Origin of the sequence: Psychromonas sp. MB-3u-54, assembly GCF_002836415.1 — a bacterium.
In the GTDB taxonomy this organism is placed as follows: Bacteria; Pseudomonadota; Gammaproteobacteria; order Enterobacterales; family Psychromonadaceae; genus Psychromonas.
In genome coordinates this window covers 24,996-39,599 of record NZ_PJBP01000106.1, presented here as the reverse complement: position 1 = coordinate 39,599, position 14,604 = coordinate 24,996, and the positions used below count along the sequence as shown (strand labels likewise).

The 14,604-nt window shown below is 43.5% G+C and carries 9 protein-coding genes; 3 read left to right on the top strand and 6 right to left on the bottom strand.

Annotation, left to right across the window (positions count from 1 at the left end):
- A partial coding sequence (locus CXF72_RS04780; protein ID WP_101037247.1) for a putative bifunctional diguanylate cyclase/phosphodiesterase occupies positions 1 to 1,515 on the top strand: 1,515 nt, incomplete at its 5' end.
- Between the two features lie 236 nt (positions 1,516 to 1,751).
- On the opposite strand, the gene gcvP is transcribed toward CXF72_RS04780, so the two are convergent.
- Both gcvP and gcvH read right to left on the bottom strand, forming a co-directional pair.
- Positions 1,752 to 4,652: an aminomethyl-transferring glycine dehydrogenase gene (gene gcvP, locus CXF72_RS04775; RefSeq protein WP_101037245.1), complete on the bottom strand. Its 2,901-nt coding sequence runs from the start codon at positions 4,650 to 4,652 to the stop codon at positions 1,752 to 1,754.
- Positions 4,653 to 4,781: 129 nt separating this feature from the next.
- Entirely contained in the window at positions 4,782 to 5,159 is a 378-nt protein-coding gene (gene gcvH / locus CXF72_RS04770; RefSeq protein WP_101037242.1) for a glycine cleavage system protein GcvH, read from the bottom strand.
- A 334-nt stretch (positions 5,160 to 5,493) separates the two neighbouring features.
- On the opposite strand from gcvH, the gene CXF72_RS04765 reads away from it, so the two are divergent.
- Together CXF72_RS04765 and gcvT are read left to right on the top strand one after the other, a co-directional pair.
- The gene (locus CXF72_RS04765; protein ID WP_101037240.1) at positions 5,494 to 6,120 is read left to right on the top strand and encodes a helix-turn-helix domain-containing protein; all 627 of its coding nucleotides are present in this window, start codon (positions 5,494 to 5,496) and stop codon (positions 6,118 to 6,120) included.
- A gap of 116 nt (positions 6,121 to 6,236) precedes the next feature.
- On the top strand, positions 6,237 to 7,355 hold the full coding sequence (gene gcvT, locus CXF72_RS04760) for a glycine cleavage system aminomethyltransferase GcvT (RefSeq protein ID WP_101037238.1): 1,119 nt from the start codon (positions 6,237 to 6,239) through the stop codon (positions 7,353 to 7,355).
- 1,259 nt (positions 7,356 to 8,614) lie between these two features.
- On the opposite strand, the gene ptsG is transcribed toward gcvT, so the two are convergent.
- From ptsG to CXF72_RS04740, 4 genes are all read right to left on the bottom strand, one after another.
- Positions 8,615 to 10,021 carry a PTS glucose transporter subunit IIBC gene (gene ptsG, locus CXF72_RS04755; protein ID WP_198552502.1) on the bottom strand — a complete coding sequence of 469 codons (1,407 nt, stop codon included), beginning with the start codon at positions 10,019 to 10,021 and terminating at the stop codon, positions 8,615 to 8,617.
- Positions 10,022 to 10,335: 314 nt separating this feature from the next.
- Positions 10,336 to 11,724 carry an ATP-dependent RNA helicase DbpA gene (gene dbpA / locus CXF72_RS04750; protein ID WP_101037233.1) on the bottom strand — a complete coding sequence of 463 codons (1,389 nt, stop codon included), beginning with the start codon at positions 11,722 to 11,724 and terminating at the stop codon, positions 10,336 to 10,338.
- Positions 11,725 to 11,812: 88 nt separating this feature from the next.
- On the bottom strand, positions 11,813 to 13,018 hold the full coding sequence (locus CXF72_RS04745) for a S1 family serine peptidase (RefSeq protein WP_101037231.1): 1,206 nt from the start codon (positions 13,016 to 13,018) through the stop codon (positions 11,813 to 11,815).
- Between the two features lie 734 nt (positions 13,019 to 13,752).
- Positions 13,753 to 14,553: a 4'-phosphopantetheinyl transferase family protein gene (locus tag CXF72_RS04740; RefSeq protein WP_101037229.1), complete on the bottom strand. Its 801-nt coding sequence runs from the start codon at positions 14,551 to 14,553 to the stop codon at positions 13,753 to 13,755.
- Positions 14,554 to 14,604 lie beyond the last annotated feature (51 nt).

The following is a 14,604-nucleotide window of genomic DNA, read 5'->3' as shown; positions in this document are numbered from 1 at the left end:
GAACTTGCCATCGCCAATCAGGAACTTGCCTTTCAAAATGAAGAGAAAGCTAAACGGGCAGCGGAGCTTGTGATTGCGAATAAGGAGCTTGCCTTTCAAAACGAAGAAAAGGATAAACGGGCAGCGGAACTTGATATTGCCAACCAGAAGCTTGCCTTTCAAAGTAAAGAGAAAGGTAAACTGGCCGAAAAACTCAATGGCCTCGCCTTTTATGATGCGCTTACCGGCTTGCCCAACAGGCGTATTTTGATAGACAGGCTGAATCACGCATTAGCGTCCAACGTGCGTAATGGCCGGGAGAGTGCTGTGATGTTTGTTGATTTGGATCATTTCAAGGATATCAACGACAGCCTCGGCCATGAAGTCGGTGATTTACTGCTGATCCAGATAGCGCAACGCCTAGAGTCCTGTCTACGCAAAGGGGATACCGTGGGGCGTTTGGGTGGGGACGAGTTTGTGTTAATTCTGGAAAACCTGGACGAAAAAACCATTGAAGCCGCAGCAAAGGCGAATGCTATTGCCGATAAAATTTTCGCGGCGCTCAATAAGCCCTACCAGCTCGACATGCACCAATGTTACAGCACAGCGAGTATTGGTGCGGTCTTTTTCGACCATGAGGGTAAGACGGCAGAAGATCTGCTCAAACAAGCCGACATCGCCATGTATCAGGCCAAAAAAGCAGGTGGCAATCTGATCAGCTTCTTTAACCCTAAAATGCAGGACATTATTAACCTGCGCATCACCCTCGAAAATGAATTGCGCATTGCCGTTGAAAAGTCGCAATTTCATTTGTATTACCAAATTCAGATGGACAGTGCCAACCGGGCATTGGGAGCAGAGGCATTGATCCGCTGGACGCATCCTGAACGCGGGCTAGTATTACCAGTGACCTTTATCCCTCTGGCGGAAAAAAACGCCTTAATTATACCCATTGGGAAATGGGTTATCGAGACGGCTTGTGCGCAGCTTGCGCTATGGCAGAAAGAGTCGCGGACCCGCGACTTAACACTGTCAGTTAATGTAAGTGCAAGACAGTTCCGGCAGCAGGATTTTGTGGAGCAAGTGCAGTCCGCTGTGCAACGACATGCTATTCCCAGAAATTTACTCAAGCTTGAATTGACTGAAAGCCTTTTGCAATATGATGTCGAAGTCACTATTGCCATTATGAAGGCATTAAATAATATTGGTATTCAGTTTTCTCTGGATGACTTCGGGACGGGTTATTCATCCTTACAGTACCTTAAACGGCTGCCCCTTGATGAGTTCAAGATAGATCAGTCGTTCGTGCGCGAGCTTGCGACAGACAGTAATGATAAAGCGATAGTAAAGGCAATCATTGCCATGGCTCAGATCCTGAATATAAACGTTATTGCCGAGGGAGTGGAAACTGAAGATCAACGACAATTACTCTTAGGCAAAGGATGTACCTTTTTCCAAGGATATTTATTCAGCAAACCGGTTCCTATTGAGCAGTTTGAGACCTTAATCCACAGTGCTTCTTCTTTGAAAAAGTGAGTTTGATAGCTGCCTTAACTCAGCATTAAAAGCGGAGCTTTCGAGCTTTCGAGCTTTCTAGCTTTCTAGCCTTTGAGTCGACATGGGAAGTTAATTAATAGATTTGGTCTTAGATATTTTGATTTAAAAAAAAGGCGGACCATTTCTGGTTCGCCTTTTTTATTTATAATGGTCAATAAGCAACGTTATGAAGATAACTGTTTTATTAAATCCTAAATCATTCTAATCATTGGTGCTTATTCTTCCATATAACTTTCAATGCTCGGACATGAGCAAATCAGATTACGGTCGCCAAAGACATTATCAACCCGGTTTACTGCCGGCCAGTACTTACTGTCTTTACTGTGCGTTGATGGGAAACAGGCAAGCTCACGGCTGTAACCATGCGTCCATTCGGCTGCCATTAAATCAACCTGTGTATGAGGGGCATTAACCAGCGGATTATCTGTTGCTGACCATTCACCGTCTTCTATCTGCTTGATTTCGTGGCGGATAGCTATCATGGCATCACAGAAGCGGTCGAGTTCAGCGACGCTTTCTGATTCAGTCGGTTCAATCATAAAGGTGCCTGCCACCGGGAACGACATAGTCGGCGCATGGAAGCCGTAATCCATCAGACGTTTAGCGATGTCTTCATTGGAAATACCCGATGTCGCTTCAAGGGGGCGAATATCGATAATACATTCGTGCGCAACGCGGCCCTCTTTACCCTGGTATAAAATCGGGTAATGCGGACGTAAACGCTCCATTATGTAGTTGGCATTTAAGATAGCCAACTGGGTCGCTGAGGTTAACCCCTGTTCACCCATCATTGCAATGTAGGCATAGGAGATAGGCAGAATAGAAGCGGAGCCTAACTCAGCGGCTGAAACTGCATAATGTTTATTATCTGCTGATTCAGTGACTTCGATATGCCCAGGCAGAAACGGAATCAGGTGTTTTTTGACGCCAATCGGACCCATACCCGGACCACCGCCACCATGGGGTATGCAGAAGGTTTTATGGAGATTAAGATGTGATACATCGGAACCGATAAATCCCGGACTGGTAAGCCCTATCTGAGCATTCATGTTTGCGCCATCAAGGTAGACTTGACCGCCGGCTTCATGTACCCATTCACATATTTCCTGAATTCCTTCTTCATAAATGCCGTGTGTAGAGGGGTAGGTGACCATAATGCAGGAGAGGTTATCACGGTGTTTATCAATTTTAGCTTTTAAGTCTGCGTGGTCGATATTACCTTGTTCATCACAGCCGACGACCACCACTTTCATAGAGAGCATTGACGCGGTAGCCGGGTTAGTGCCGTGCGCTGAGCTCGGTATCAAACAGATGTTACGCTGATCTTCACCTATACTTTGTTGATAACGGTGAATCGCGATAAGACCTGCATATTCACCCTGTGCGCCGGAATTAGGCTGCAGTGAGAAACCATCGTAACCTGTTATTTCACAAAGCATATCGGATAATTTTTCAGCCAACTCCTGATAACCAAAGCTCTGCTCGGTTGGTGCGAAGGGGTGCATTTGTGAAAATTCAGGCCAGCTTACGGGCAGCATTAACGCTGCCGCATTGAGCTTCATGGTACAACATCCGAGCGGGATCATGCCATGGGTCAGCGAATAATCTTTATTCTCCAATTTTTTCATGTAACGCATCATTTGCGTTTCACTGTGGTGCTCATTAAATATCGGATGGGTTAAGTATTTACTGCTGCGGCGGCATGCGGCCGGAATACCGGCAAACTCATCGGTTGCTACCTGGGCTGCAAAACTTGCAGATGAAAGTGCTTTACCGGTAATAACACGTAATAAATCTTCAACATCTGTAATAGTGGTTGTTTCGTCAAGGCTGATACCAAGCTGTACCGGCATATTATCAGGGGTTGGGAATTTGCGTAAATTCATGCCTTCGGCAAGTGCTCTGTGGTAAATCGCTTTACTGTGCTCGTTGCTGTTTAAGGTAATCGTATCGAAGAAGTGCTGGTTCGCTAATTCAAAGCCTTCACTGCGTAAACCCGCCACTAGAATAGCGGTTAAATGATGAACACGTCGAGCAATTTTACGCAGACCTTCAGGGCCGTGATAAAGCGCATAAAAAGCGGACATATTAGCTAACAGGGCCTGAGCGGTGCAAATATTTGAAGTCGCTTTTTCGCGGCGAATATGCTGCTCGCGGGTTTGCATTGCCATACGTAATGCCGGTTTGCCTTTGCTGTCTTTTGAGACACCAATAATACGGCCGGGCATAGTACGTTTGAATTTTTCTTTGGTTGCCATAAAACCGGCGTGTGGTCCGCCAAATCCCATGGGTATGCCAAAACGTTGCGCACTGCCGATAACAATGTCTGCGCCCATTTCGCCGGGTGCTTTAAGCAGGGTTAAGGCGAGCAGGTCGGAAGCGACCGACACTAGGGTCTTTTTAGCATGTGCTTTTTCGATGATTGCGGTTAGATCTTGAATATTACCCGTGGTACTTGGGTATTGCAGCAGTGCGCCAAACACATCATGGTTTTCAAGTTCTTCCATTGAACCGCTGATAATTTCATAACCAAAAAATTCGGCTCGGGTGCGCACAACGTCTATGGTTTGCGGGTGAATTTCATTCGCCACAAAGAAAGCTAAACTTTTGCTTTTACCGGCACGTTTACATAAGGTCATCGACTCTGCGGCAGCGGTGGCCTCATCCAGCAAGGAAGCATTGGCTATTTCCATTGCGGTTAAATCCATCACCATTTGCTGATAGTTTAATAACGACTCTAAACGGCCTTGGGAAATCTCTGGCTGATAGGGGGTGTAGGCCGTGTACCAGCCGGGATTTTCCAGAACATTACGTAATATGACGTTAGGCAGTAACGTATTGTAATAACCCTGGCCAATAAAACTGCGGTTAACAATATTTTTTTCGGCAATCGCTTTAAGCGATGCCAGCGTCATTGATTCGCTTTGCGGCTCAGCTAACGTCATGGTTTCGGGCAGACGAATGGCTGCCGGCACAGTTTGATCAATTAGCTGCTCAATGCTCTGCACGCCGATAGTCTCCAGCATCTTTTTTTGTTGTGCTGCACCGGAGCCATTGTGACGAGTCGCAAACTCTTTACTGTCACTTAATAAATCGAGAAGCGTTGTATCTGTCATAGGGGATTCCTGAATAATTTTTACTTATCCCCCTGTTTTATGTTGATTAAGAGGGGAGATAGCAGAAAAAAAAGCAAGGCAGCTTCATTTGAAGCGGCCTAATTGATTAGATAGGTTCTAAATTAATGATTATTCTGCGTTCGCCGCGTGATAATCTTCACTGGACATAAGATTATCAAGTTCATTGCTGTCAGCTAATTTTATTTTGACAATCCAACCTGCTGAATAGGGGGATTCATTAATTAATTCAGGGCTATCTTCAAGTTCTTCGTTAATCTCAATAACTTCACCTGTGACGGGTGCATAGAGATCCGAGGCAGCTTTAACTGATTCGACCAAAGAGAAAACTTCTCCCGCTTGTGTGTTGTCACCAACTTCTGGCATATCCACAAAGACAACATCTCCTAAAAGTTGTTGAGCCTGGTTTGAAATACCGATAGTGACGCTGCCATCACCGTTATCGAGTATCCACTCATGTGTATCAGTAAACATTAATGCGCTTTCCATATTAAATCCCCAGCTAATTTGTTGTGTGAAATATTTATTGCTAATGACTCATCGAGAGCTAATGACAATAATGAATGTGATTGTTATTCAAATCGATAAGATGACAGGGTTAAGTTAAGGACTTAACCAATATTTTTCCATAGGATAAATGATTACCTATTCCGATAGCTCACAAGAACGACCAGGTAGCCATTATAGGGTGATTATTCTATTCTGCTTGACCAAAAGTTTCCAAAAGGAAACTTTTTCTCTTTTATGAGATCCGGATCCTGTTTTTTCCTGTGCGCTTTTATTTTTGACGTTTACTATATAGCAATAGAAAAGGAGAACAGTGATGACTGATCTGAATAAACAAGATGTTTATCCATCAATGAAAATTTCTAACGATCGGGGATCAGAAAAAATAGAACCCGTTAAACTCGGGCAGCGTTTAAAAGAAATTCGCAAGTCATTCGGTTTGACGCTGGAAGAAGCCAGCAAAAAAACCGGGCTGGCACGTTCTACGTTATCTAAAATAGAAAATGAACAGATATCGCCAACCTTTCAGGCAATGCAGAAATTGACTAATGGTTTGCAGATAGATCTCCCGCAGCTCTTTGCGCCGCCCAAACAGGTCAGTGCGACCGGTCGCCGTGATATTACCCGTAATAACGAGGGCAAGGCGCATCCGACTTCAACCTATGAACATGAGTTGTTGGCCACGCAGTTAACCAATAAAAAAATGATGCCGTTCAAGTCGCGGATCAGGGCGCGTGATTTTGCCGATTATTCGGATTGGATCCGCCACGCCGGAGATGAATTTTTATTAGTATTAAGTGGCGAGATAACATTCTTTTCAGAATTTTATGAACCCGTCACTTTAAATGAAGGCGATTCGGTCTATTACGATGCCAATATGGGGCACATGCTTATTTCCAGCAGTGAAGAGGATGCGTTAATTCTTTGGGTGACCGCCTCATAAAGATAACTGACGCTGCACAACAGTTTGAAAAATAACCACCAAAACGATTGTCTCTAATTATTTGACAACTAAAATGAACCAGCCGCAACTATTGCGCAATATGGAGTATTAAACCTATGTCCGAAGAACTTTTTGTTACCCCGCTGCACGCACTGCACATTGAAATGGGGGGTAAAATGGTCCCTTTTGCGGGGTATGATATGCCCGTGCAATATGCACTGGGAGTGCGTAAGGAACATCTGCATTGCCGTGATGCTGCCGGCTTGTTTGATGTTTCCCATATGGGGCAGGTGCGTCTTTTTGGTAAAAATGCAGCGCAGGCATTAGAGGCATTAGTCCCCGTTGATATTATTGATTTACCCGCGGGCAAACAACGTTATGCTTTTTTTACTAATGAGCAGGGGGGGATTAATGATGATTTAATGGTGGGTAACCTTGACGATTTTTTATTGGTTGTGGTCAATGCAGCTTGTAAAGAACAAGATATTGCTCATATGCGGGCTAATCTGCCCGCTGACGTCAGGTTAGAGGTGATGGAAGATCGTGCATTAATGGCATTACAAGGTCCGCAAGCGGCGCAGGTTCTGGCGCAGATTAATCCGTCGGTCAATAATATGCTGTTTATGGATGCGCAAAAAATACAGCTGGCGGGCGTGGAATGTTATGTCAGTCGCTCCGGTTATAGCGGTGAAGACGGCTTTGAGATTTCTGTCCCTGCCGCAAAAGCTGAGGCCCTGGCGCGTGAACTGCTGGCTTTTGCTGAAGTTGAGTGGATTGGTCTTGGCGCACGAGATTCATTACGTCTTGAAGCGGGTTTATGTTTATACGGCCATGATCTTGATGAAACGACAACACCGGTCGAGGCAAGTTTATTATGGGGTATTAGCAAAGCTCGTCGTGCAGATGGCAGTCGACCCGGTGGTTTTCCGGGTGCTGACATTATTCTTGAACAGATTAAAAGCAAAAATATTAGCCGTAAACGTATCGGTTTATTAGGCACCTCAAAAGCGCCGGTGCGTGAAGGTTGTGAATTGTTTGATGCGGCGGATAATAAGATCGGTATTGTGACCAGCGGTACCTTCGGTCCTACAAAAGGGATGCCCGTTGCAATGGCCTATGTTGATCCGGATTTCAGTCAAATCGGGTCGGAAGTCTTTGCTGAAGTGCGCGCTAAAAAGTTGCCCATGACAGTAGTGAAAATGCCCTTTGTTGCCGCGAATTACTTTAGAGGTTAAAAATTTCCGCGGTTAAAAAACAGTCTCAAAAAGAAGCGTATTACGCTTCTTTTATTTTTTTTGACTAAAATAACGCTCAAATATCAACCTGATTGATCCTGCCTTTTACTTTATAACCTTTTACTTTATACAGACAGCACTAGCGGCAATTGAGCTAAGGCGGCAGCAAATCCCAAGCCTGAAGGTTCAGTGCCGAAAATACACTAAAATTCCGCTGTTAAATGATCGGCTAAATTGGCATCTCACTTTCAAACTGGCAAAAGTAACCGTTCGTAGGGTGCATTCTATGCACCGATTACCACTGTTTGTGGTGCATAGAATGCACCCTACGGCTAACAGAGTAGCAAACGCACTGGTCTTTTTCTGCACTGCGCCTCGGTGTCCTCTGTGGTAATACTGTTAACGTGCGGAAAAGACACTAAAATTCCGCTGTTAAATGACCGGCTAAATTGGCATACCACTTTCAAACTGGAAAAAGTAACCGTTCGTAGGGTGCGCTCCACGCACCGATTACCACTGTTTGTGTTGCATAGAATCCCCCCTACGGCTAACAGAATACCAAAAAACACGGATCTTTTTCTGCACTGCGCCTCGGTGTCCTCTGTGGTAATACTGTTAACGTGCGGAAAAGACACTAAAATTCCGCTGTTAAATGACCGGCTAAATTGGCATACCACTTTCAAACTGGAAAAAGTAACCGTTCGTAGGGTGCGCTCCACGCACCGATTACCACTGTTTGTGTTGCATAGAATCCCCCCTACGGCTAACAGAATACCAAAAAACACGGATCTTTTTCTGCACTGCGCCTCGGTGTCCTCTGTGGTAATACTGTTAACGTGCGGAAAAGACACTAAAATTCCGCTGTTAAATGACCGGCTAAATTGGCATACCACTTTCAAACTGGAAAAAGTAACCGTTCGTAGGGTGCGCTCCACGCACCGATTACCACTGTTTGTGGTGCATAGAATGCACCCTACGGCTAACAGAGTAGCAAACGCACTGGTCTTTTTCTGCACTGCGCCTCGGTGTCCTCTGTGGTAATACCTTTAACGCGCCTAAAAAAACACACGCTGGTATCCGCAGTATTAATAAGATTGGAGTCGGCTTTAAAAGGAAGTATTAAAAGATTGATGAAGGAAAAGCGGTTTTAAAAGGAAGCATTAAAAGATTGATTGAAAAAAAAGGAGAAGCTTAACAAATAAAATTGTTAAGCTTCTCCTTTAAAGCGCGGGCGGGTGAAATACCTGCCCGGCAACTTATTATTTAGACATGTAATTTTCCATGTCTGTTTTTAAGTTATCAGATTTAGTACCGAAGATAGCTTGAACTCCGTTACCTGATACGACCACACCGGCAGCACCCAATCTCTTAAGTTCAGCTTTATCGACTAGTGATATATCTTTAACACTGATACGTAAACGTGTAATACACGCATCCAGGCTTTCAATATTCGGTTTACCACCAAATGCAGCAACAAGAAGAATAGACATTTCAGTGCTATCAAGTGCAAGTTCCTGCTCAAGCTCTTCATCTTCACGACCTGGTGTTTTAAGGTCTAGTTTAGCAATAACAACACGAAACACTGTGTAGTAGATAGCTGCGTAGATAAGGCCTATTGCCGGGAACCACAGGAATTTTTGTGAATTAGCAGAGAGTACCAAGAAATCAATCAGACCATGTGAGAATGAAGTACCGTGTACCATGCCTAACATGTTAGTAACAACAAATGCGGAACCCGCAAGTAGTGCGTGGATTGCATATAAAATAGGTGCTACGAATAGGAATGCAAATTCGATTGGTTCAGTAATACCGGTTAAGAATGAAGTTAATGCAGCAGAAACCATGATACCCATGACTTTAGCGCGGTTTTCAGGCTTAGCCGAATGTGCAATGGCGATAGCTGCAGCAGGTAGACCGTACATTTTAAACATGTAACCGCCTGCTAGTTGACCGAAACCATTACCTGCAGCACGCGTTGCATCATCAGCAGACAGGTAACATGTTAATACACCGTTTAGCTGCTCACCGGCATTGTTTACACAACTACCTGCTTCAAAGAAGAAGGGTACATTCCAGATGTGATGAAGACCAAAGGGGATTAATGAACGTTCAACAACACCGTAAATACCAAATGCGAGTGTCGGGTTTTGCTCGGCAGCCCAATGTGAGAAACCAGCAATGGCTGCTCCAACAGGAGGCCAAACAATCGAAAGAATTGAACCCATGATGATGGCGACGAAACCAGTCATAATTGGAACAGCACGTTTACCCGCAAAGAAACCTAAGTAATCAGGTAATCTAATATTGTAGAAGCGGTTGAACATGGCAGCAGCAATACCACCGGCGACGATACCACCAAGTACACCGGTGTTTGCGCCCGGTGAAAGTACTTCAATAGTTTGCATCATAATGAAGTAACCGACTGCAGCCGCAAGACCTGCTACACCATCATTTTTTGTAAAACCAAGTGCAACACCGATTGCAAATAGTAATGCCATGTTACCAAATACTGCCCCACCGGCTTGTTCCATTAATTGCGAAACAACATCTGGTAATATAGCGAATTTTGCAGCACCGACACCCAGTAAAATACCGGCGATAGGCAGTACAGAGACAGGAAGCATTAATGACTTCCCTACTTTTTGTAAACTTCCGAAAATGTTCATACACAACTCTCCAATTAGAGGTTAAATTTGACTTTAAATAAACTATAAACCCAAACGACTTCGATTCTATTTAGGTGGAGTATATAGAAGATGTTGGTGATGATTCTGTTACGCAGATCACACTTTTTTTTAAGTTACAATTGCTTACACAAGCAGAAATATTGTTACATTCTGTTACGGGATTTTTATTGAATAAAGAGGATAATTAGACTAAAAACTGTGGGGTGATAGGCAGTGCCGTTTTGGAAGGTGTATTTGTAAAAGGAAAAAAGTTCAGATAGGTGACCATCTGAACCATAAAAAGTATTGTAATATTAACCGCGAACAACCATTACTCGAAAGGTACGCCCTTTAAGTTTGCCTTCGCTTAATTTTTTAAAGGCAACTTTAATGACATCGCGTTGTACTGCAATATATGACCAGTTATCCGATACGTGGATTTTGCCCACTTGATCACCTTTAATACCATTTTCTCCGGTTAATGCGCCAACGATATCACCCGGTCTGATTTTTTGACGTTTACCGCCATCAATTCGAATGGTTATCATGTTTGACTGCTGAGGTTCTTTATCAAGTAAGTTTAAAAGAGGCAGTTGTTCCGGTGAAATAGAACGATCTAAATAGTCCTCCAGTACCGTGACTTTTTGGTGCTCTTTATCACTGTAAAAAGAGAATGCTAAGCCTTTGTTTCCGGCGCGCCCGGTACGACCAATACGGTGAACATGCAGTTCCTGATCATGTGCGATATGGTAATTAAAAACAGCACTGAGATTATCAATATCCAAACCACGCGCTGCCACATCGGTTGCAACAAGAATAGTGGCACTTTTATTTGAAAAACGGATTAATGCCTGATCGCGATCTTTTTGGTCTAAATCCCCATGTAGGGCAAGCGCATTAAACCCCCGGTTTGCAAGTTCATTAGCGACTTCCTGTACTTCTATTTTAGTATTACAGAAAACCACCGATGATTCCGGCTGATACTTTTGTAATAATAAGCGCAGGGCTATCATACGATCCTGGCTATTCTCTACTTTATAAAAATGCTGGGCAATAACTGAGTCATCATGTTTAGATTCTGCTTTAACCATGACCGGATCAGTCATAATTCGTTTGGCGATATTATTGATTTTTTCCGGGAAGGTGGCACTGAACAATAACGTTTGGCGCTGTTTAGGGGCTTGATCTATGATCGCATCGATCGATGCCTGAAAGCCCATATCTAGCATACGATCGGCTTCATCCAAGACTAAGACTTCTAAATCATCCAAACGCAGTGTGCCTTTGCGCAGATGGTCTTCGATTCGTCCTGGGGTACCAACAATAATATGTGCACCATGCTCCAGTGAACCGATTTGCGGTCCAAAGGGAACACCGCCACATAAGGTTAATACTTTAATATTATGAATGGTGCGGGCAAGCCTGCGTAACTCTTTACCAACCTGATCGGCAAGTTCGCGTGTCGGGCATAAAATTAAACTTTGGATACGAAAACGTTTAACACTCAGTTTTTCTAACAAACCTAAACCAAACGCGGCTGTTTTGCCGGAGCCGGTTTTACCTTGTGCGATAACATCTTTACCTGCGAGTACATGCGGTAAACTTTGTTCTTGAATAGGGGTCATTAGGTCATAGCCTAAAGACTCCAGGTTATGTAAAAGATCGGTATGTAATGGCAGTATCGAGAAAGGGGATTGGCTCAAGGTTTAGATCCTATAGAAAATATGTTGTTTAAAAAAAGAGCGCACCTTAACACTTTGTGAACCGCTTCACAAAGTATCTGCTGCAATATTATCTGAATTTATAAAAGCGGCGACTAAACAGCAGGGCTAATAATAAAAAAGTTAACCAGCCCATTGCACCACCACCCGCATCCCTAAGCGGCAAACCAAGTAAAGATAATTGCCGGGCCGTTGAATCTGGTAGATCACTGTTGATGGTGATGATCTTGTGGCTTATTTTTGTATTCAACGGGCTGTAGGTGATTATTAAATTACAGCTCTTATTGGTTTCAACAAAAGCGCAGTTTGAAGCATCATAAGAGAAGGAATTATCGCCAGTTGCAGTAAATTCTAAGGATGTATTATACTCAGAATTATTTTCTATCATGACGGTTTCCGAACGACTATTACCAAGAAGAGTGTTATTAAATTCAAGATAAGCAGGGAAATAAATATCTGTGATGATGCTTTTCACCCACTCGTTATATAGGGATAATCGTGTGTAAACGCCCGGATAGCCTGAAGCTGCACAACCAAATCCCCAGCTGACAATGCCCATCTGTTTCCAGCCGTTCTCTTGAATAATTAATGGACCGCCACTATCACCCTGACAGCTGTCTTTTCCACCCAATGCTAAACCGGCACAAATCATTTCTGCTGTATAACTGCTGCCTAATGCCTTGGCGCACATTGCATCTGTCATTAATGGCATTTCAACATCATGCAAAATATTCGGATAATCAGGGATGACCGGTTGACCAGAGCTGTAGGGGATCGTTGAACCCCAACCTATTACCGTCACATTTTCGATTGCAGCAAGTGCATTTTTTGTCAGTTCATTATCTGCGGGAGAAATGAAGTTTGGATAATTAACACTGGAGGCCAACTTTAACAGCGCAATATCATTAACGCTTGTTGAGCTGTTGTAATCGGGGTGAATGTAGAGCTGCTGAATGCCGATAGCAGGCGTAACCGGAATTGAGTTTAAGTCATATTCACCCACAGTCGCAGTGAGTTGCGATGCCAATTTCAGATTTCCACTATTAAATAAACAGTGAGCTGCAGTTAATACCCAGCGCTCGCCTATTAATGTTCCGCCACAAAAATGATTTCGAGTAGCACTGTTTTTTAGACTGACTATCCACGGCCAGTCACCAGCATCACTTTCATTCCCACCCACAATGCGAGTTGAAATTTCACCGGCGGATGCTAAAGAATAATGAGCGCATATAACCACTAAGGATGCTCTCAATAAATTTATTACTAAGCACTTCATAAATAAACCTTCATCAATGGCGCTGTTGCGGATGTTTATTTTTAAGTATAGACAATAATTATTCGGAAAATAGCCTCCTTTAAACCGGCATAAATGGCTATGGAAATGAGTTAATTAGGATTCACTAATGTGATTTTTATTAAATATAACCGGGGACTTTTAGCCGATCGCAACTGCCATATGTTATCGGTAGGGTGCATTTTATGCACCGCAAGCAGGGGTAATCGGTGCTGAAGCGCACCCTACGCGCGAGGCTGTCAAAAAGTGAAGGTTTAAAACTGCTTATGGGGAAGTGGCTTATTAATATTACTGCCTTATAGGAATGGTTATATGTTATCGGTAGGGTGCATTTTATGCACCGCAAGCAGGGGTAATTGGTGCTGAAGCGCACCCTACGAGCGAGGCCGTCAAAAAGTGAAGGTTTAAAACTGCCTTATGAGGACGTAGCTTATTAATATGACTGCCTTATAGGAATGGCCATATGTTATCGGTAGGGTGCATTTTATGCACCGCAAGCAGAGATAATCGGTGCTGAAGCGCACCCTACGGGCGAGGCCGTCAAAAAGTTGGACGTTTAAAACTGCTTTATGAGGAAGTGGCTTATTAATATTATTGCCTTTATAGGAATGGCTATACGTTATCGGTAGGGTGCATTCTATGCTATGCACCGCAGCAGGCAATAGCTGCGCGGACCTAGGAGCGGTTCAATGCAGGAAGGTGAAAATATGAGCTGCTTAATAGCGGTTGAGTAAGGCTAGTCCGTCAAAAAGTTGGACGTTTAAAGGCGCTTTATGAGGGAGTGGTGTATTAATATTCTTTGTCTTTGCACATAACGCAATACAGTGGTTTTGATCCGGATAAACTAAATAGCTGTGCCAATCCTGATTATCCTGTTCAGTGCAGGACGGTGAAAAACTGAGCCGAATATTATCGTTAAATTGATCTGTTTTTGCTTTACCTATAGTAAAATTAAATGACTCCAGACCTTGACTGATACCCATTCCAGTGGCTTTTACAAAGGCTTCTTTTAGTGTCCAATACTCAAAAAAACGTCGCCTTTGCAGTGGCGGTGCAAGAGCCATTAATGCGTCAAATTCTATTGCCGAAAAGTAACGTTGTGCAATTGCTTTGATACTGATTTTTCTGGATAAACTTTCAATATCACAACCAATATTTTTGTCCAGAGACACCGCACAAATGATTAAATCATCATTGTGGCTAAGATTAAAAGAGAGCGGAATAGGGGGGTGGTTGATCTCGGGTTTACCATGGGGACCAATATTAAATAACCATTTTTGAGCGGATACGTCTGCATATTGCGATAAAACGCTTCGGGCAAAGGCTCTGGTGATGAGAGCGGTATGTTTGGCTTTTGGCAGACGGTAACGTTGTACTTTTTCAATTTCAGTCTTGCTGAGTAACCCTTTTAAGGTATTAAGCAGTTTGCCATCGCTTACTTTGGCGGGCTCAATTAACCAGACATGCAGATCATTATTATTGAGTATTAATTTTGAAGCAGTATGGTCGGCAAACACAACTCACCCGATAATCCAGAAAAGAGATAATAAAAAGGGATAGCTCAGCCA